Below are 17,848 nucleotides of genomic sequence, written 5' to 3'. Positions count from 1 at the left end.
ACTGCGTCATCTTGTCAAATCGGCCTTCGCCCCCCAACTGCAAAGCCTACCCAAAACGACCCCTTTGCTCGCGACAGGAGCCCTGATGCCGCATGCCGACAGCCTGATCCTCACCCTGGTCGGGGGCTTCGTCCTCGCCTTCGTGTTCGGCATGCTGGCGCATCGGCTGAAACTGTCGCCCCTGGTCGGCTATCTGGTCGCCGGGGTCATCGTCGGCCCCTATACGGGCGGCTTCGTCGCCGACACCGAACTGGCGCCGCAATTGGCCGAGATCGGCGTCATCCTGCTGATGTTCGGCGTCGGCCTGCACTTCTCGCCCAAGGATTTGATGCAAGTCCGAAAGGTCGCCATTCCCGGCGCCCTGGTCCAGATCACCGTCGCCACCGTGCTGGGCTGGGGTCTCGGCCGGTTCGTCCTGGGGCAGGGCGATGTCGAGGCCCTGTTGATGGGTTTCGCCCTTTCCGTCGCCTCCACCGTCGTCCTGCTGCGGGCGCTGGAGGAGCGCAAACAGGTCAAGGGCGAGATCGGGCGCATCGCCGTCGGCTGGCTGATCGTCGAGGATCTGGTCATCGTCATCGCCCTGGTCATGCTGCCCATGATCCTGGTCCCGGCCGGAACCCAGACGGACTTCGCGGCCCTGGGAACCGACGTCGGCCTGACCCTGCTCAAGGTCGTGCTGTTCGTGGTCGGCATGCTGGTCGTCGGCGGCAAGGTCATTCCGTGGCTGCTGATCCGCATCGCCCACACCAAGTCGCGCGAGCTCTTCACCCTGGGCGTTCTGGCCATCGCCCTGGGCATCGCCTGGCTGGCCTATTTCCTGTTCCACTCGTTCGCGCTGGGCGCCTTCCTGGCCGGTCTGGTGATGAACGCCTCGCCCCTGGGTCACAATGCGGCCGAGCGGTCCCTGCCGCTGCGCGACGCCTTCGCCGTGCTGTTCTTCGTCTCGGTCGGCATGCTGTTCGACCCGATGATCGTGGTGCGCCAGCCCTGGGCGGTCCTGGGCGTGCTGGGCATCGTCATCGTCGGCAAGTCGGTCGCGGCCCTGGTCATCACCAAGACCTTCAAGCTGGACCGCCCGACAGGCTTCACCGTCGCGGCGTCGCTGGCCCAGATCGGCGAGTTCTCCTTCATTCTGGCCGCGCTCGGCGTGTCCCTAGGCGCCATGAGCCGCGAGACCCACGACCTGATCCTGGCCGCCGCCCTGCTGTCGATCTCGTTGAACCCGTTCGTCTTCCTGTTCACCGACCGGATGGGCGGCAAGCCCAAGCCGCCCCCGGCCGGCGCGACCCGCCCGCCTTCCGCCGACGGTCCGATCACGGATGCGGTCGCCACGACCTGAACCCCTTTTCGCACCGCGCGACGCCCGCTATCGTCCGATCATGGACATGACCGCAGCAGACCAAGCCGTTCTTCACTATGGCGACGGCGAGTTCGCGGTGCTTAAGCCCGGCCGCTTCGTGCGTTGCGCCGTGACGGACAAGCCGATCCCGCTGGAAATCCTCCGCTACTGGAGCCCGACACGCCAGCAGCCCTATTTCGGGCCCGCCGAATTCATCGCGGCCCAGCAAGCCGCGACATGATCCCGTCGCGCCGCGCCCTGCTGACCGGCGCGGGCGCCAGCCTGATCGCCGCGCCGCTCGCCGCCCAAGACCGCAACGCCCTGCCGCTGGCTCTGAACGGCGCCTGGCGTCAGGGCGGCTACGCCTTCGGCCGCACCGCGCCCCGCGCGCTGATCTTCGTCGATGGCGAGGCCCTGACCACCGCCTCGGCATCCGGCCTGTTCGTGATCGGCTTCGACCGCGACGCCGCCTCCAGCGTCCAGATCGAGGCCCGCGCCGGCAATCGCTCGGCCCGGCGCACCCTCGACATCGCCCCCTACCCCTTCCCCTCGACCAGCGTGAACGGCCTGCCGCCCTCGACCGTCGAGCCCAGCGACCCCGCCCTCCTGGCCCGCATCCAGCAGGAAATCGCCCTCAAGACCGAGGGCTTCGCCAGCCGCATCGACGCCGATGACTTCAAGTCCGGCTTCATCTGGCCGCTGGAGGCCTACCGCGTCTCCAGCGCCTGGGGCGCCCAGCGCATCCTGAACGGAACCCCCGCCCGCCCCCACTACGGCATCGACCTGGCCGCGCCCCAGGGCAGCGTCATCCGCGCGCCCGCCGACGGCCGCATCGCCTTCGTGCGACCCGACATGCATTTCGAGGGCGGCCTGACCCTGATCGACCACGGGCAAGGCCTGATCACCTGCTATCTGCACCAGTCGCAGCTGGACGTGCAGCAAGGCCAGCGCGTGCGGCGCGGCGATCCGCTGGGCCGCGTCGGCATGACCGGCCGCGCCACCGGCCCGCACCTGTGCTGGCGCATGAAATGGCGCGACCGCAATCTGGACCCATCGCTGATGGTCGGCGCCCGCGCCCCGGAAACGCTTGCCTGATCAATGGCTCCGCTTGCGGGGCTACGCACATCCCCTTAGATTCGGCGATCTACCTGCCGGGGCCCGATGTTTTCTCTCAAGTCGCTGAACGTCCTGCTCGTGGACGACAATCAGAACATGCGCGCCATCGCCGCCGCCGTGCTGCACTCGGCTGATATTCGCAACGTCCATGAGGCGGCCGAGGGCGCGACCGCCTTCGATCTGCTGCGTCGCCACGCCATCGACCTGGCCATCGTCGATTTCAACATGTTCCCGCTGGACGGCGTCGAGTTCACCCGCCTGGTCCGCACCAGCCCCGACAGCCCCAATCCGTTCCTGCCAATCATCATGATGACCGGCCATTCCGAGCGCACCCGTGTCTATGAGGCTCGCGACGCCGGAGTGAACGAATTCATCGTCAAGCCCATCACCGCCAAGGCCGTGCTGGACCGGATCAACGCCGTCGTCATGCGCCCTCGGGCCTTCGTCAAGACCGACGACTACAACGGCCCCTGTCGCCGACGTCGCGAGACGCCGGACTACGCCGGGCCGTTCCGCCGCTCCTCGGATGCGTCCCGCTCCAACGCCGCATAGACCTTGTCGGGCCAGCGTTTGTGGACCCAGAACCAGTCCACCGGACGCTCCCTCACCCGGTCCTCGACGAAGCGATTGGCGGCCTGAATTCCCGCCAAAGTATCGGCCGCCTTGTCCTCGCTCTGGCTGACGACGATCGGTTCGTGCGCCGTCACCCGGAACCGGACGCCCGGCAGCCGCACCACCGATAGTGGCAGCATGACCGTATCGAACTTCAGCGCCAGCCTCGCCGCCCCTGGCGAGGCGTTGACCGGCTGACCGAAGAACTCGACCTCCGGCCCCTGATTGTATTTCTGATCGACCAGCAGGGCGATGGAATCGCCGCGCTTCATCCCCGCCATCAGCTCGCGCGTCCCGTCGCCCTTGGGCGCGAACAGGCGGATGCCGTATCGCTCGCGGCTCTGGCGGATCAGGGCGTCGACATACGGATTGTTGGCCGCCCGATAGGTCACCTGGCACGGCACGCCCGAGGCCATGATCACCGCCGCCATCACCTCGAAATTGGCCAGATGGCCCGAGATCAGCACTGCCGGCCGGCCGCTGTCGCGCAAGGCGTGCAGCCGCTCCATCCCGATCACCTCGACCCGCCCGCCCTCGGGCGTCAGATGGTCCATGACCGCCAGTTCGGCGAAGGTCCGGCCCGTCTGATCCCACTGCGCCAACGCCAGCGCCTGACGCTCGTCGGCTCCCATGTCGGGAAAGGCGATCCGCAGATTGCGCATCACCGTCCTCTGCGTGCCGGTCAGCGGACCCAGCGTTCGCAGCAGCCAGCCGCCCAGCCCCGACGCCCCCTCGACGCCCAGCAGGCGCAGAAACCCGAACAATGCCTGGAAGCCGAAGGCCTCCAGGCGCCAAACTAGATCCTGCTTCCAGTCGTTACGCTCACCAGGCAATCGTCAATCCACCGTCCACCACAAGGGTCTGGCCGGTCACATAGGCCGACGCAGGGCTGCACAGATAGACCGCCGTGCCCGCGATTTCATCGGGCTGGCCGATCCTTTTCAGCGGCGCGGGCTCGGTGACCGTCTTCAGCAGTTCGGGATTCTCCCACAGGTATTTGGCGAAATCGGTCTGGACCAGGCCCGGCGCGATGCAGTTGACCCGCACGTTCGACGGCCCCCATTCCACCGCCAGGTTCCGCACCAGCTGCATGTCCGCCGCCTTGGAGATATTGTAGGCGCCGATCAGGGCGTTGCCGCGCAAGCCCCCGATGGACGAGATCACCAGGATCGCCCCGTCCTTGCGCTCAACCATCTGCGGCGCGACCATCTGGATCAGCCAATGGTTCGAGATGACGTTATTCTGCAGGATCTTCTCGAACTGGTCGTCGGCGATCCCCGCCATCGGGCCGGCATAGGGATTGGTCGCGGCGTTGCAGACCAGGATGTCGACCCTGCCGAAGGCGGCGTTGGTCTCGTCCACCAGCCGCTGCAGGTCATCCTTGGAGGCGATGTTGGCGGGAACCGCGATGGCCCGTCCCTCTCCGTATTTGCCGTTGATCTCTGCGGCGACCTCGTCGCATGGCCCGGCTTTGCGTGACGAGATGACGACCTTGGCGCCGTGCTCCGCCAGCCGTTCGGCGATCGCCTTGCCGATTCCGCGCGACGATCCGGTGATGATTGCGACCTTGCCGGTCAGATCGAACAGTTCCATTGCGTTTCCCGTGGTTCTGGCGGGGATATTTATCGTCCCGCTCTAGCCGAATGACATTGATAGCCTGATACTCGGGCAATTCCATCCGGGAGTGGCCGACCGCCAGTCGATGCGCAACGTAACAACGGGCTTTCTGTATTTCGCCTATCTGTTCCTCGGCATGACCGTGGGCGCCTTCCTGTGGCGTGCCGGTTTGGGGATCGGGGCAGGCGTGGCCGGAACGCTTGGCGCGCTGGGTCTGCTGGGCGCCTTTCAGGGCATCGTCACCGGCATCGCCGAGCGCCGCGTTTTGAAGAAGGAAATCGGTCAGGTCCGCGAGGCCCACCGCCTGCTGGCTGATGCGATGGAGTCGACGCAAGGCGCCCTGACCGAACTGGCCCATGCCATCGAGAGCGGCGTCCTGTCCGACACCGACGCCCTGACGGGCGAAGTCCGCATGCTGGAATCCCTCGTCCAGCAGATGAGCGAGAGCATCGACGAACGCCTGTCGGGCGCGCCCCACATCGGCATCGAGACCTTCGAGGGCCGTCGCATGGCCCAATCCAACGTCCTGCTGCGCACCATCCATGAGGCGCTCAGCGAGGGTCGCGTCGACCTGTATCTCCAGCCGGTCGTCTCCCTGCCCCAGCGCCGGACGATCTTCTACGAAAGCTTCACCCGCCTGCGCGACTCGACCGACCGCGTGATGATGCCGGCGGAATACCTGTCCATGGCGGAGGGCGAGGGCCTGGTGCCGGCCATCGACAACCTGCTGCTGTTCCGCTGCGCCCAGATCGTGCGCCGCCTGGCGCGCCAGGATCGCAAGGTCGGCGTCTTCTGCAATGTGGCCCTGACCTCGCTGGGCGACGACACCTTCTTCCCGCAGTTCCTGGATTTCCTGTCCGAGAACCGCGACCTGAACCAGGCTCTGATCTTCGAACTGGGTCAGGCCACCTTCGACGCCCGCGGCGCCATCGAGGCCCGCAACATGGCCAAGCTGGCCGACCTCGGCTTCCGCTTCTCGCTGGACAAGGTCCAGACGCTGGACCTCGACTTCGCCGACCTTCAGCGGTCCGACGTCAAGTTCATCAAGGTCTCGGCCGACCTGATGATCGAACAACTCCTGGACCTGGACGGCGGCGCGCCGCTGCGCTCCATGCCCGACATCCAGGCCGCCGACTTCGCCGCCCTGACCCGTCGCTACGGCGTCGAGGTCATCGCCGAAAAGGTCGAGAACGAACGCCAGGTCGTCGACATCCTGGAGCTCGATGTTGCGATGGGCCAGGGCCACCTGTTCGGCGAACCCCGCGCCATCAAGGAACAGGTCCTGGCCGAAACCGACCCCCCGGCCGAGTTCCTCCGCTCCACCCTGCGCAGCGCCGAACAGCGCCGGCGGTTCAGCTAGCGCCTTCCTGTCTCCTCCCCGCTTCGCGGGGAGGTGGCGCGGCGCTTCTTCAGCGACGTGACGGAGGGGTTCTTTCCGCATCACAGGCGCCGAGCGCGCTTAAATAACCCCTCCACCGCTTCGCGGTCCCCCTCCCCATTTCATGGGGAGGAGACTTTCATGGGCGGCCTCAACCCGCTACTTGCCTCCCATGACCCTCCCCCACGCCCTGCCCCACTTCGGCGCCGTCGCCGGCGACTACGACATCCTGCTCTGCGACGTTTGGGGCGTGATCCATAACGGCCGCGAAAGCTGGGCGGCGCCGTGCGAGGCGCTGACGCGGTTCAACCGCGAGGGCGGCCATGTCGTGCTGATCTCCAACTCGCCCCGCCCGGCCTCGGATGTGATCGCCCAACTCGACGGCCTGGGCGTGCCGCGCGAAGCGTGGAAAGCCTTCGTCACCTCCGGCGATGCGACGCGCGCCGAACTGGCCAAGCGTGCGCCCGGTCCGGCCTGGATCGTCGGCCCCGAGCGCGACGCCCCTCTTTACGCCGGCTTGGGACTGACACGTGCCGACAGCGCCCAGGACGCCGCCTTCATCTCCGTCACCGGCCCCTTCGACGATACGGTCGATACGCCCGAGGACTATCGCGAGCGGTTCGCCGTCGGCGCGGCGCGCGATATTGAACTGATCTGCGCCAACCCCGACCGCGTGGTGCAGCGCGGCGACCAGTTGATCTACTGTGGCGGGTCGCTGGCCGATCTCTACGAATCCTTGGGCGGCCGCGTGGTCATGGCGGGCAAGCCCTTCGGCCCCATCTACGACCTGGCCCTCCATGAGGCGCAAACCCTGCTGGGCCGGCCGGTCGATCGCTCGCGCGTCCTGTGCATCGGCGACGGCGTCGTCACCGATGTCATGGGCGCCAATGCGCAGGCGCTGGACTGCCTTTTCATCGCTCAAGGCATCCACGGCGACCAGGCCAAGGGCGAGGACGGAACCCTGGATCCCGCCCGCGCCGGCGAGCTTCTGAAGGCGGAAACGACCTATGCGCGATACGCCGCGCTCGAACTCGCCTGGTAAGGCTCGCCATTTTGTCGCACCGCCGCTAAAGCCTCATCCATGGTCGAATTGGTTCAACAGCATCCGTCCGGTGGTTACATCCTGGACGAACTTCACGTCGGCATGGCCGCCGAGAAAATCGTGGTCGCGACGGAGGACCGCATCCGGTTGTTCGCCGAGGCGTCCGACGACTTCAATCCCGTCCACCTGGACGAGGCCTTCGCATCCAAGACCGCCTATCGCGGCCGGATCGCCCATGGCCTGCTCAGCGCCTCGTTCGGCTCTGCGGTGGTCGGCACCATGCTGCCGGGCGCGGGATCGATCTACATCTCCCAGACCCTGTCCTTTCACCAGCCGGTCCGCATCGACGACGTCGTCCGCATCCTGATCACCGTGATCGAGGTCGAACCCGAGAGCGCGCGGGTCAAGCTGAGCTGCGAAGGCTTCGTCAACGACGTGATGATCATGGACGGCGTCGCCGTCGTCCGCGTTCCCCGCCGGCGCAAACCCTCCCAGCGTTGATGCAGGTTGCGCGTATTTGGCGCGACTGGCGCGGCCTGCCTGACGCGCTGAAAGGCGCTGCGGTCGCCGTCGGCGCCTTCGACGGCGTGCATCGGGGGCACCAGGCCGTCATCGCCGGCGCGCGCGACGCCGCCGAACGGCTGGGCGCGCCCCTGGGCGTCGTCAGCTTCGATCCCCATCCGCGCCGCTGGTTCCAGCCCGAGGCCGCCCCCTTCCGCCTGATGACCGCCGACCAGATGGCCGAGGCCCTGGCGCCGCTGGGCGTCGACATCCTGTATCTGCTGCCGTTCGACGCCGAGATGGCCGGCATGACCGACGCCGCCTTCGCCGAGCGCGTGCTGTCCGAGGGCCTGGGCATCCGCCACGCCGCTGTCGGTTTCGACTTCACCTTCGGCAAGGGCCGCTCCGGCTCGCCGGAGGGTTTACGCACCTATGGCGAGCGGCTGGGCTTCACCGTCTCGGTCGCCGAACGCCTGGACGACGCCGATGGCTTGAAACTGTCGTCCAGCGCCGTGCGTGAAGCCTTGAAGGCCGGCGACATGGCCCGCGCCGCCGCCATTCTGGGCCGCCCCTTCACCATCCGGGGCGAGGTCATCCACGGCGACAAGCGCGGCCGCACCATCGGCGTGCCGACCGCCAATATCGCTCTGGGCGACTACATGCGCCCCGCCTACGGCGTCTATGCGACCCGCAGCCGCCTTCCGGACGGACGCATCATAGACGGCGTCGCCAGCCTCGGTTTGCGCCCCATGTATGCGCTGGAGACCCCTTTGCTTGAGGTCTGGCTGTTCGACTTCGACGGCGACCTCTACGGCCAGACGCTGGACACCGAACTGGTCGCCTGGCTGCGCGGCGAGGAAACGTTCGACGGCCTCGACGCCCTGAAGGCCCAGATCGACGCGGACGCAGCGGGGGCGCGGGCGGTTCTCGCGACCTGAGGGTCAGACCTCCCTCAACTCCGCCGCAAACCGCTTCCAGTTCTGCACATAGTGCTCGGCCGACATTTGCAGCACAGCGATTTGCGCCGGGTCGCGCTCTCGCACCACCTTACCCGGCTGACCCACCACCAGGCTGTTGTCGGGAATGATCTTGCCTTCGGTCAGCAGCGCATTCGCCCCGATGATGCAGTTGCGGCCGATTTTCACCCCGTTCAGCACCACCGCCCCGATGCCGATCAGGCTGTAGTCGCCGACCTCGCAGCCGTGCAGCATGGCCTTGTGCCCCACCGTCACGCCGCGCCCCAGCGTCAGGGGCGATCCCATGTCGGTATGCAGGACGCTGCCGTCCTGGATGTTGCTGTCGGGACCCACTGTGATTGGCTCGTTGTCCCCGCGCAGCACGGCGCCGAACCAGACGCTGGCGTTGGCGTGCAGAATCACATTCCCTATCACCGACGCACTTGGAGCCACCCAGTATTCGCCCTCAGGCGGAAGCTGAGGTTTGCTGTCGCCCAATGCGTAAATGGTCATCAGTACACCACCTAATCTTTGAAAAATGAGGGCTTTAACGGATCGCTAACCACGATAGCATCATTGTGTTGATGCGATTCGTGGGTCGCCATTTCGCCCCCGGATCCGAAGCCGGATCAAGCCCGGTCCGGTCAGTAGTCGGGGCTTTCGCGTGGCGCGTTGGGATCCTGGTTCGGTCGTTTGTCGGCGGGTTGATCCCGTTGCTGACGGCCCTGCTGTCGATCCGGGCCGCTGCTCTGCAGGCCATGACCCTTTCCTCCCCAAGACCATCCAAGGCGGCGCCCGTTCGGGTCCGCCTTTTTTCATGCCCTGGAGGCGTCCATGACCAAGCGTGCTGCAACCAAGCGTCAAACGCGTGAACACGGAATCCTGGATTCGCGCGACTTCATGGAGGAGTCGAAAGTTCGCCGGCTCCATGCCCCGCATAACGAACGATCGGGTTGGTCGCCCAGCCCATCCAACGACGACCGGGAACAAGGCTACCTCAAGACCCTGAAGCCCAAGTCGGAGGGCCAGATCGAGATGATGGAGGCCATCGACACCCATAATCTGGTCATGGCGCTCGGCCCCGCAGGCACCGGCAAGACCTATCTCGCCGTCGCCAAGGCCGTCGAGGCGCTTGAGGCCGGCAAGGTCGGCCGCATCGTCCTGAGCCGCCCTGCCGTCGAGGCCGGCGAATCGATCGGCTTCCTGCCGGGCGACATGGAGGACAAACTGGCCCCCTATCTGCGCCCGCTCTACGACGCCCTGTCGGATCGGCTGTCGATGAAGCGGGTCAAGGCCCTGATGGCCGAGGGCCTGATCGAGATCGCCCCCATCGGCTATATGCGCGGCCGCACGCTGAACAACGCCTTCATCGTCGTGGACGAGGCCCAGAACTGCACCTACGTTCAGTTGAAGATGCTGCTGACCCGCCTGGGCTGGCACTCGACCATGGTGGTCACGGGCGATCCGCAACAGTCCGACCTGCTGCCTGGTATCTCGGGTCTGTCCGACGTGTCCGCCCGACTGGAACCCGTTCCGGACATCGCCGTGGTCCGCCTGGCCGAGCGCGACATCGTTCGTCACCCGCTGGTCGCCTCGATGATCGGCGTCCTCTAAGTCGCTCTGGCTGCAGCCGGCGCCGCGAGGCGTCGGCTGCACTCGGTTGCACCGCGAAACCAAAAGCCATTGTCCCTAAGCGCACGGCCCCGCTAAAGGTCGCGTCGCCGCTGATGAGGGATTTCGATGCGCGTAGCGATGATTGGGACGGGTTATGTGGGCCTAGTGTCCGGCGCCTGTTTCGCCGACTTCGGGCACGTCGTCACGTGCATCGACAAGGACTCATCCAAGATCGAACGGCTGGAGCGGGGCGAAATCCCCATCTACGAGCCGGGCCTGGACGATCTGGTCGCCGCCAACGTGCGCGAAGACCGACTGTTCTTCACCCTGGATGGCGCCGAGGCCATCCGTAACGCCGACGCCGTCTTCATCGCCGTGGGCACGCCGACGCGTCGCGGCGACGGCCACGCCGACCTCTCCTACGTCCACGCCGCCGCCGAAGAGATCGCCGGCCTGATCGAGGGCTTCACCGTCATCGTCACCAAGTCCACCGTCCCGGTCGGTACGGGCGACGAGGTCGAGGCCATCATCAGAAAGACCAACCCCCAGGCCGACTTCGCCGTCGTCTCCAACCCCGAGTTCCTGCGTGAAGGCGCCGCCATCGGCGACTTCAAACGTCCCGACCGCGTCGTGATCGGCATCGAGGACATCGACGGCGACGCCGGGTCACGCGCCCAGAAGGTGATGAGCGAACTCTATCGCCCGCTGAACCTGAACGAGAGCCCGCTGCTGTTCGTCGGCCGGCGCACGTCCGAGCTGATCAAATACGCCGCCAACGCCTTCCTGGCGATGAAGATCACCTTCATCAACGAGATGGCGGATCTGTGCGAGGCCGTCGGCGCCGATGTGCAGCAGGTCGCGCGCGGCATCGGTTTGGACAAGCGGATCGGCGCGAAATTCCTGCACGCCGGCCCCGGCTATGGCGGCTCGTGCTTCCCCAAGGACACCATCGCCCTGGTCCGCACCGCCCAGCAGTACGGCGCGCCGACCCGGCTGATCGAAGCCACGGTCGAGGTCAACGATGCGCGCAAAAAGGCCATGGCCGACCGTGTCGCGGCGACATTGGGAACCAGCGTCCGGGGCAAGACCGTCGCCCTGCTGGGCCTGACGTTCAAGCCGAACACCGACGACATGCGCGACGCGCCCAGCCTGGACATCGCCCCGGCCCTGATCGCCGCCGGCGCCAAGGTTCAGGCCTTTGACCCCGAAGGCATGCACGAGGCCGCCAAACTGCTGCCCGACGTCGAGATGAAGGACAACGCCTATGACGCCGTCGTCGGCGCCGACGCCGTCGTCCTGGTCACCGAATGGGACCAGTTCCGCGCCCTGGACCTGGACCGTATCAAGCTGTTGATGAAGCAGCCGGTTCTGGTCGATCTACGCAACATCTATCGGCCCGAGGACATGAAGAGCCGCGGCTTCCGCTACATGGGCATCGGGCGCGGCTGATGGGTTCGCCGATCCTCGTCACCGGTGCGGCCGGCTTCATCGGCATGCACGTCGCCGAGCGCCTGCTGGACCGGGGCGAACAGGTGATCGGCGTCGATGTCTTCAACGACTACTATGATCCGCGCCTGAAGGCGGCTCGCGCCGCCCGGCTGGAGGGCCGCGACGGCTTCCGCATGGTGCGCGCCGACATCGCCGACCACGAGCAGATGCGCGCCCTAGTTGGGGACGCAGGCGTCAAGCGGATCGTCCATCTCGCGGCCCAGGCGGGCGTCCGGTATTCGCTGGAAAACCCCTTCGCCTATGAGCGCTCCAACCTGGCCGGCCATTTGTCGATGCTGGAGGCTGCGCGCCACAACGGCGTGACCCATCTGGTCTATGCCTCGTCCAGCTCGGTCTATGGCGATCGGCCGCTGGAGGGTGCGGGATTTCGCGAGGACGACCCGACGGTAAATCCGGTTTCCCTCTACGCGGCGACCAAACGGTCTTGCGAACTGATGAGCCAGAGCTACGCCAAGCTCTATGGTTTCCCGCAATCGGGCCTGCGCTTCTTCACCGTCTATGGCCCCTGGGGCCGGCCGGACATGGCCTATTTCAGCTTCACCCAGAAGATCGTGCGCGGCGACGCCATCGAGGTCTATGGCGAGGGCCGGATGGCGCGCGACTTCACCTATATCGACGACATCGTCGACGGCGTGGTCGCCGTGCTGGATCACCCCCCGGCCCAGGGCGTGCATGAGGTCTACAACATCGGCGACAGCCAGCCGGTCGGTCTGATGGAGATGATCTCGACGTTGGAAACCGCCTTGGGCGTCGAGGCGAAGAAGGTCATGCGGCCGATGCAGCCCGGCGACGTGACCGCCACATATGCCGACATCTCCAAACTGAACGCCCTTTGCGGATATCAGCCCAAGGTGCCGCTGAAGGCCGGGCTGGAGACGTTCGTCGCCTGGTGGCGGCAATACGAGAACGGCTGAAGCGTTGAGGCGGGCGCCGATGCGACGCGACATCCTTCCGGCCGCCGCCGCACTGGCCCTGTTCGGCGGGTCCGAGGCTTCGGCCCAGTCCCTGCGCACGGCCCAGGACCGCACGGCCGACCTGTTCGCCCGTGACCGCGCCGTCGCCGTTCGCGACCGTCCTCAGCCCGCGTACGACGCCCTGGGTATCCGCACCGGAGGCTTCACCGTCTTTCCCCGGCTTCCGTTCGACATTGTCCATGACGACAATGTCTTCGCCGCCGACGACGACCGCCAAGCCGCCACGACCCTGCGCCTCCGGCCCGAAATCGTCGTTAGGTCCAACTGGTCCCGCCACGCGCTTCGGGCCTATGCCCGCGCCGCCATCGACCGCAACCTCGACTTCGACAGCGAGAACACCACCGACTGGAGCCTGGGCGCCGCCGGCCGCCTGGACGGGGTTCGCGGCGCCCACATCGTCGCCGGCGCCGACTACGCCAAGGCCCACGAGGCGCGCACCGCCGCCGGCGCCGATCCGATCACGCAGCGGCCCGTCGCCTACGACCTGGCCTCCGCCTCTCTCGGCGCCGAACGGGCCAGGGGACGTCTGCGCGTCTCGGCGCGAGCCGCCGTTCACCGCTACGACTACCGCGACGGTTTCAGCGAAACGGGCGACGTGATTGAACAGGACGACCGCGACCGAACGGTCTTCACCCTGACCGGCCGCGCCGACTACGCCCTCTCCCCCGCCACGGCGATCTTCCTGCAAGTCACCAGCGACGACCGCGATTACGACCGCGTCACGGGACGCCCCCTGCGGACCTCGTCAGGCTATCACACCCTGGCCGGAGTCGATTTCGAACTGGGCGCGCTGGTCCGGGGCGAGATCGCCGCCGGCTACATCCGCCAAGATTTCGAGGACGCCGCCTTCGGCGACCTGGACGGCGTCGGGGGTCGGGCCAAACTGTCCTGGTTCCCCACTCAACTGACCACCGTCACGGCGGCCGCAGTGCGAACTGTCGAGGATACGGGCGTCATCGGCGCGGCCGGCGCCGTGCGCACCGACCTGTCGCTTACCGTCGATCACGAACTGCTGCGCAACCTCGTCCTGACGGCTCAGACGACCTATGCCGACGACGCCTACAACGGCCTGGCGCGCGCCGACACGCGCTTCGGCGCCGGCTTGAGCGCCGCCTACCGGGTCAATCGTCGCTACGGTTTCACCGCCGGCCTGACCTGGCTCGACCAGTCGTCGTCCGGCGCCGCCCAAGGTCCCAGCTATCGAACCACGCGGTTCTACGTGGGCTCCACCGCCCAGTTCTAGGTCGCGCGACGGTTGACAACCTGAAGGCGACGCCGCACCACTGACACGGACGATCACCGTTCTATGGCGCGATGACACAGACGAACGACCCTGGTTTCGGGGCTATGCCTTCCGACGACGACATCGACCTCCAACGCTACGTCGTCGCCTTCCGCCGTCGCGCCGGCCTGTTCATGGCGGTCGCGGCGGTCGTCTGCCTGATCGTCCTGGCCCTGATGCTGGGCCAGACGCCAGTCTATACCGCCACCGCCAACCTTCAGATCAACACCCGCAAGGAACAGGTCGTCGTCGGCCCCGCCGTCCTGTCCGCCCTCGACGCCGAGGCCGCCATTGTCGACACCGAGGTCGAGGTGCTGAAGTCGCCTCAACTCGCCGCCGGAGTCGTGGATGCGCTGAACCTGACCCAGGATCCCGAGTTCAACGCCCGACTGCGCGCTTCCCCCTTCGTCGCCCTCACCCATCGGATCGGCCGCGCCGCGATCCCCGACCGCGAGATCGAGCGCCAGCAGGTCATCGACGCCGTCAGCCGCCGCCTGACCGTGCGCCGCGTCGGCCTGACCTATTCGATGGCGATCGGCTTCACCTCGGACAACCCGACCAAGGCGGCCCGGATCGCCAACGCCTTCGCCGAACGCTACCTCCAGTCTCAACTGACGGCCAAGTTCGACGCCAACAGCCAGGCCAACGCCTTCCTCGGCGCCCGGCTGGAAGACTTGCGCCACCAGGTCGAGACCGCCGACGCCGCCGTCTCCCTCTACCGTATCGAAAACGGCCTGCTCAGCGCCCAGGGGGCGACCCTGACCGAGCAGGAGATCTCGGTCTATAACCAGCAACTGGCGTCCGCCCGCGCCCAGCAGGCCGAGCAGTACGCCCGTCTGCGCACCGCCCGCTCCCAGATGGCGGCCGGATCGAACGGCGACGACGTAGGCGAGGCCCTGACCTCACCCGTGGTCCAGAACCTGCGCGCCCAACGCGCGGCGATCAGCACCCGCGTCGCCGACCTGTCCGTCCGCTACGGCCCCCTGCACCCCGACATGATCCGCGCCCGCCAGGAACTGGCCGACATCGACGCCCAGATCCAGGCCGAGATCCGCCGCGTCGTCTCCAACCTGGACGCCCAGGCCCAGGTCGCCCAGCAGCGGACGGCTTCGGTCGAGACAAGCCTAAGTGCAGCTCGGGGGACACTGGCCGACAACAACGCCGCCTCGGTACGGCTGCGCGAACTGGAGGGCGAGGCCGAGGCCGCCCGCGTCATCTACCGCGCCTTCCTGGATCGCTATCGCGAGACCAGCGCCCAGACCGGCGTCGAACAGGCCGACGCCCGCATCGTCTCACGCGCCACGCCCCCGACCTCGCAGAGTGCCCCGAACCTGATGCTCAGCCTCTCTCTGGGTCTGGTGCTGGGTGTCGGCGCAGGCGCGCTCGCCGTCATCGTGGCCAACACGCTGCAGACCGGCCTCGGCGGCCCCGACGATATCGAGCGCAAGCTGGGCCTCGCCGCCATCGGCGCCATCCCGCTGGCCTCATCCGTCGCCGCCCTGGAAGACCGCGACCTGCATCCGATCGACCTGGTGGTGCAACGCCCGCTATCGGTCTTCGCCGAGGCGTTTCGCGCCCTGCGCACCTCGATCACCCCCATCGTCAGCGTGGTGGGCGAACCGATCGCCCGGATCGTCGCCATCACCTCCGCCCTTCCCGGCGAAGGCAAGACCACTGCCGCCCTCTGTCTGGCCCGCGTCGCGGCTCGGTCGGGCGGCCGCGTCCTGCTGATCGACGGCGACCCGCGTCGGCGCGGCGTCACGCGGATGCTGGGTCTGAATCCTGATGCGGGTCTGGCCGAGGTGCTGCACGGCGCGGCGTCCTGGCGAAATCTCCTGGTGCTGGACCCCGCCTCCGGCGCACACGTCCTGCCGCTGTCGGGCGCCGGCCTGTCGGCGGACGACCTCTTCGCCGCCCCGCCCATGGAAGTACTGCTGGCCGAGTTGCGTCAGGCCTTCGACCTCATCGTCATCGACACAGCGCCCGTGCTGGTCCTCGCCGACGCCCGCGTCCTGGCGACCAAGGCTGACACCGTCCTGCTGCTCGCCCGCTGGCGCAGGACGCCGGCGCGGGCCGTCAGCGCCGCTGTCCGCATTCTGAACCAGGTCGGCGCCCGCACCCTCGGCGTCACCCTGACTCAGGTCGATGTCAGGGCCCAGGCGAAGCATGACTACGGCCACGCCGGCTACGACTATCAGGCCTACCGGAAATACTACGCCGCCTGACGGCATGGACGGGCGCGTGATGAAGTTCGCGAGGGAGCCGCCCTCGATCATCGCCGCTGTATCAAAAGACTTGGGGCTTGGTCCCCGCGGTCTGCTGAGGATCGGCACTGACTCGCCCCCTGTGCCGCTGCCTTGATCGCTCAGGATCGCACCATCGCAGACCTGCAAGAGGCGAGAACCGCGCTACGCCGCTTGGCCGACGCCTGTCGAGTGACGGACAGCGGCGCCTGCCCGATCATCGCCGCCTTCCATGGCGAAAGCGGCTTGAAATGGAACTGTGTGAGGCGCCGGAGATCGTCTCATCGCTCAATGAGCGGGGGGAAAGCGGATATCTTCGATGAAGGCGTCGAGCGGCGCCTTACCGTAGCGCAGCACCAGATCGAGCGGAACAGGACCACGGAGGAAAACTGGCGTGCCCGAACGGCCGCGGGATTATAAGCGCCGAGATCGAGGCGCGCTTCCTGCAAAACTGGAGAGTGATCTTGCAGAAGTAAAGCGGCCTAGTGGAGCATTACCGGGCGGTCGTGGGCTCACTGGAGCGCGCTTTAGAACGCAGCGATAGCGAGGCTGGGGCCGAGGCTCGGGACTTGGTGCGCAAGTTGATTGAAAGCGTGGTGGTGATGCCGTTGCCGGAGTGCGGCAAGTTTGCGTTGACGGTACAAGGCAAAATCGCCGCCCTAGTGAACCAGGACGGCGATAATACTATGAAGTTGGGTGCGGGAGTAGGATTTGAACCTACGACCTTCAGGTTATGAGCCTGACGAGCTACCGGGCTGCTCCATCCCGCGGCAAACGGTAGTGTCGTGAAGGAAGAACGGTTCGAGAAGCGCCCTCAAGCAGCGCGAAGCGCTTTAGGGCGAATATCATGTGTGCTTGGTAGACCCGGCGACGACCTACTCTCCCGCGCCTTGAGACGAAGTACCATTGGCTCTGGAGGGCTTAACGACCGAGTTCGGAATGGGATCGGGTGGGGAACCTCCGACATAGTCACCAGGTCAACCAAGCACACATGATTTCTTGCTGGGCCTATCGCGCTTACGCGCTACTTGAGGCCGATCGCTCTCTAGTAGGCCGAGGGCCGATAGAGCGAGCAAGAACAACATCCAAGCTCAAACAGCGCGAAGCGCGGTAGCTTGAACAAGGATTGCGAAGAAGACATTGTCTGAGATTGCTTCAGTCAAGGAGCAATCATCGAATGAGTTTTGCTGAGAAACGATCAAACCGATCGGATTATTAGTACCAGTAAGCTTCATGGGTCGCCCCACTTCCACACCTGGCCTATCAACGTGGTAGTCTTCCACGATCCTCAGCGAAGCCTTGTTTTGAGGTTAGTTTCCCGCTTAGATGCTTTCAGCGGTTATCTATTCCATACTTAGCTACCCTGCTGCACAGCTGGCGCCATGACAGGTACACCAGAGGTATGTCCATCCCGGTCCTCTCGTACTAGGGACAGATCCTCTCAAGCTTCGAACACCCACGGCAGATAGGGACCAAACTGTCTCACGACGTTCTGAACCCAGCTCACGTACCACTTTAAATGGCGAACAGCCATACCCTTGGGACCTGCTCCAGCCCCAGGATGTGATGAGCCGACATCGAGGTGCCAAACTTTGCCGTCGATATGGACTCTTGGGCAAAATCAGCCTGTTATCCCTAGAGTACCTTTTATCCGTTGAGCGATGG

General features: G+C 66.3%; 16 protein-coding genes, 1 tRNA gene and 2 rRNA genes (1 of these 19 running past the window's edge). 13 read left to right on the top strand and 6 right to left on the bottom strand.

Annotation, left to right across the window (positions count from 1 at the left end; translation table 11 throughout):
- Positions 1 to 85 precede the first annotated feature (85 nt).
- The 4 genes from ACZZZD_RS00110 to ACZZZD_RS00095 all read left to right on the top strand — a co-directional run bounded on the left by ACZZZD_RS00110 (position 86) and on the right by ACZZZD_RS00095 (position 3,007).
- Positions 86 to 1,339, top strand: coding sequence for a cation:proton antiporter domain-containing protein (locus ACZZZD_RS00110; RefSeq protein WP_463431489.1), 1,254 nt, complete (start codon positions 86 to 88; stop codon positions 1,337 to 1,339).
- A gap of 40 nt (positions 1,340 to 1,379) precedes the next feature.
- Positions 1,380 to 1,580 carry a DUF2093 domain-containing protein gene (locus ACZZZD_RS00105; RefSeq protein ID WP_463431488.1) on the top strand — a complete coding sequence of 67 codons (201 nt, stop codon included), beginning with the start codon at positions 1,380 to 1,382 and terminating at the stop codon, positions 1,578 to 1,580.
- Entirely contained in the window at positions 1,577 to 2,434 is an 858-nt protein-coding gene (locus ACZZZD_RS00100) for a M23 family metallopeptidase (protein ID WP_463431486.1), read from the top strand. Before ACZZZD_RS00105 ends, ACZZZD_RS00100 begins: the two co-directional genes overlap by 4 nt.
- Before the next feature lie 66 nt (positions 2,435 to 2,500).
- Positions 2,501 to 3,007 carry a response regulator gene (locus ACZZZD_RS00095; RefSeq protein ID WP_463431484.1) on the top strand — a complete coding sequence of 169 codons (507 nt, stop codon included), beginning with the start codon at positions 2,501 to 2,503 and terminating at the stop codon, positions 3,005 to 3,007.
- On the opposite strand, the gene ACZZZD_RS00090 is transcribed toward ACZZZD_RS00095, so the two are convergent.
- Positions 2,953 to 3,900, bottom strand: coding sequence for a lysophospholipid acyltransferase family protein (locus ACZZZD_RS00090; protein ID WP_463431482.1), 948 nt, complete (start codon positions 3,898 to 3,900; stop codon positions 2,953 to 2,955). The two genes, ACZZZD_RS00095 and ACZZZD_RS00090, sit on opposite strands and share 55 nt — an antisense overlap.
- On the bottom strand, positions 3,890 to 4,660 hold the full coding sequence (locus ACZZZD_RS00085; RefSeq protein ID WP_463431480.1) for an SDR family NAD(P)-dependent oxidoreductase: 771 nt from the start codon (positions 4,658 to 4,660) through the stop codon (positions 3,890 to 3,892). Before ACZZZD_RS00085 ends, ACZZZD_RS00090 begins: the two co-directional genes overlap by 11 nt.
- Before the next feature lie 109 nt (positions 4,661 to 4,769).
- On the opposite strand from ACZZZD_RS00085, the gene tipF reads away from it, so the two are divergent.
- From tipF to ACZZZD_RS00065, 4 genes are all read left to right on the top strand, one after another.
- The gene (gene tipF / locus ACZZZD_RS00080; protein WP_463431478.1) at positions 4,770 to 6,044 is read left to right on the top strand and encodes a flagella assembly cyclic-di-GMP phosphodiesterase TipF; all 1,275 of its coding nucleotides are present in this window, start codon (positions 4,770 to 4,772) and stop codon (positions 6,042 to 6,044) included.
- A 190-nt stretch (positions 6,045 to 6,234) separates the two neighbouring features.
- Complete coding sequence (locus ACZZZD_RS00075) at positions 6,235 to 7,104, top strand: TIGR01459 family HAD-type hydrolase (protein ID WP_463431476.1); 870 nt, start codon at positions 6,235 to 6,237, stop codon at positions 7,102 to 7,104.
- Between the two features lie 39 nt (positions 7,105 to 7,143).
- Positions 7,144 to 7,605 carry a MaoC family dehydratase gene (locus tag ACZZZD_RS00070; RefSeq protein ID WP_463431474.1) on the top strand — a complete coding sequence of 154 codons (462 nt, stop codon included), beginning with the start codon at positions 7,144 to 7,146 and terminating at the stop codon, positions 7,603 to 7,605.
- Complete coding sequence (locus tag ACZZZD_RS00065) at positions 7,605 to 8,543, top strand: bifunctional riboflavin kinase/FAD synthetase (protein ID WP_463431472.1); 939 nt, start codon at positions 7,605 to 7,607, stop codon at positions 8,541 to 8,543. The genes ACZZZD_RS00070 and ACZZZD_RS00065 overlap by 1 nt, the downstream gene beginning before the upstream one ends.
- Positions 8,544 to 8,546: 3 nt before the next feature.
- Here the strand turns inward: ACZZZD_RS00065 and ACZZZD_RS00060 are convergent, their stop codons facing one another.
- Positions 8,547 to 9,074: a gamma carbonic anhydrase family protein gene (locus tag ACZZZD_RS00060; RefSeq protein ID WP_463431470.1), complete on the bottom strand. Its 528-nt coding sequence runs from the start codon at positions 9,072 to 9,074 to the stop codon at positions 8,547 to 8,549.
- A gap of 309 nt (positions 9,075 to 9,383) precedes the next feature.
- On the opposite strand from ACZZZD_RS00060, the gene ACZZZD_RS00055 reads away from it, so the two are divergent.
- The 5 genes from ACZZZD_RS00055 to ACZZZD_RS00035 all read left to right on the top strand — a co-directional run bounded on the left by ACZZZD_RS00055 (position 9,384) and on the right by ACZZZD_RS00035 (position 16,165).
- On the top strand, positions 9,384 to 10,175 hold the full coding sequence (locus ACZZZD_RS00055) for a PhoH family protein (RefSeq protein ID WP_463436037.1): 792 nt from the start codon (positions 9,384 to 9,386) through the stop codon (positions 10,173 to 10,175).
- A 126-nt stretch (positions 10,176 to 10,301) separates the two neighbouring features.
- Positions 10,302 to 11,624, top strand: a complete 1,323-nt coding sequence (locus ACZZZD_RS00050) for a UDP-glucose dehydrogenase family protein (protein ID WP_463431468.1) — start codon at positions 10,302 to 10,304, stop codon at positions 11,622 to 11,624.
- Positions 11,624 to 12,598, top strand: a complete 975-nt coding sequence (locus ACZZZD_RS00045) for an SDR family NAD(P)-dependent oxidoreductase (protein ID WP_463431466.1) — start codon at positions 11,624 to 11,626, stop codon at positions 12,596 to 12,598. Before ACZZZD_RS00050 ends, ACZZZD_RS00045 begins: the two co-directional genes overlap by 1 nt.
- A gap of 19 nt (positions 12,599 to 12,617) precedes the next feature.
- Complete coding sequence (locus tag ACZZZD_RS00040) at positions 12,618 to 13,901, top strand: outer membrane beta-barrel protein (RefSeq protein ID WP_463431464.1); 1,284 nt, start codon at positions 12,618 to 12,620, stop codon at positions 13,899 to 13,901.
- A 104-nt stretch (positions 13,902 to 14,005) separates the two neighbouring features.
- Positions 14,006 to 16,165 carry a GumC family protein gene (locus ACZZZD_RS00035; RefSeq protein WP_463431462.1) on the top strand — a complete coding sequence of 720 codons (2,160 nt, stop codon included), beginning with the start codon at positions 14,006 to 14,008 and terminating at the stop codon, positions 16,163 to 16,165.
- A 711-nt stretch (positions 16,166 to 16,876) separates the two neighbouring features.
- Here the strand turns inward: ACZZZD_RS00035 and ACZZZD_RS00030 are convergent.
- The 3 genes from ACZZZD_RS00030 to ACZZZD_RS00020 all read right to left on the bottom strand — a co-directional run.
- Positions 16,877 to 16,953 (bottom strand) — tRNA-Met (locus ACZZZD_RS00030).
- Between the two features lie 92 nt (positions 16,954 to 17,045).
- A 5S ribosomal RNA gene (rrf, locus tag ACZZZD_RS00025) occupies positions 17,046 to 17,160 on the bottom strand.
- A 217-nt stretch (positions 17,161 to 17,377) separates the two neighbouring features.
- Positions 17,378 to 17,848, bottom strand: a 23S ribosomal RNA gene (locus tag ACZZZD_RS00020) (it continues 2,307 nt past the right edge of the window).

It is taken from the genome of Brevundimonas sp. AC546 (assembly GCF_979258305.1).
This window is presented reverse-complemented; position numbering and strand designations above follow the sequence as displayed.

Bases quoted from the DNA above. Each gene is read 5' to 3' on its own strand.
- ACZZZD_RS00110 (WP_463431489.1), top strand. From the start codon at position 86: ATGCCGCATGCCGACAGCCTGATCCTCACCCTGGTCGGGGGCTTCGTC.
- ACZZZD_RS00105 (WP_463431488.1), top strand. From the start codon at position 1,380: ATGGACATGACCGCAGCAGACCAAGCCGTTCTTCACTATGGCGACGGC.
- ACZZZD_RS00100 (WP_463431486.1), top strand. From the start codon at position 1,577: ATGATCCCGTCGCGCCGCGCCCTGCTGACCGGCGCGGGCGCCAGCCTG.
- ACZZZD_RS00095 (WP_463431484.1), top strand. From the start codon at position 2,501: ATGTTTTCTCTCAAGTCGCTGAACGTCCTGCTCGTGGACGACAATCAG.
- ACZZZD_RS00085 (WP_463431480.1), bottom strand. From the start codon at position 4,660: ATGGAACTGTTCGATCTGACCGGCAAGGTCGCAATCATCACCGGATCG.
- tipF (WP_463431478.1), top strand. From the start codon at position 4,770: ATGCGCAACGTAACAACGGGCTTTCTGTATTTCGCCTATCTGTTCCTC.
- ACZZZD_RS00075 (WP_463431476.1), top strand. From the start codon at position 6,235: ATGACCCTCCCCCACGCCCTGCCCCACTTCGGCGCCGTCGCCGGCGAC.
- ACZZZD_RS00070 (WP_463431474.1), top strand. From the start codon at position 7,144: ATGGTCGAATTGGTTCAACAGCATCCGTCCGGTGGTTACATCCTGGAC.
- ACZZZD_RS00065 (WP_463431472.1), top strand. From the start codon at position 7,605: ATGCAGGTTGCGCGTATTTGGCGCGACTGGCGCGGCCTGCCTGACGCG.
- ACZZZD_RS00060 (WP_463431470.1), bottom strand. From the start codon at position 9,074: ATGACCATTTACGCATTGGGCGACAGCAAACCTCAGCTTCCGCCTGAG.
- ACZZZD_RS00050 (WP_463431468.1), top strand. From the start codon at position 10,302: ATGCGCGTAGCGATGATTGGGACGGGTTATGTGGGCCTAGTGTCCGGC.
- ACZZZD_RS00045 (WP_463431466.1), top strand. From the start codon at position 11,624: ATGGGTTCGCCGATCCTCGTCACCGGTGCGGCCGGCTTCATCGGCATG.
- ACZZZD_RS00040 (WP_463431464.1), top strand. From the start codon at position 12,618: ATGCGACGCGACATCCTTCCGGCCGCCGCCGCACTGGCCCTGTTCGGC.
- ACZZZD_RS00035 (WP_463431462.1), top strand. From the start codon at position 14,006: ATGCCTTCCGACGACGACATCGACCTCCAACGCTACGTCGTCGCCTTC.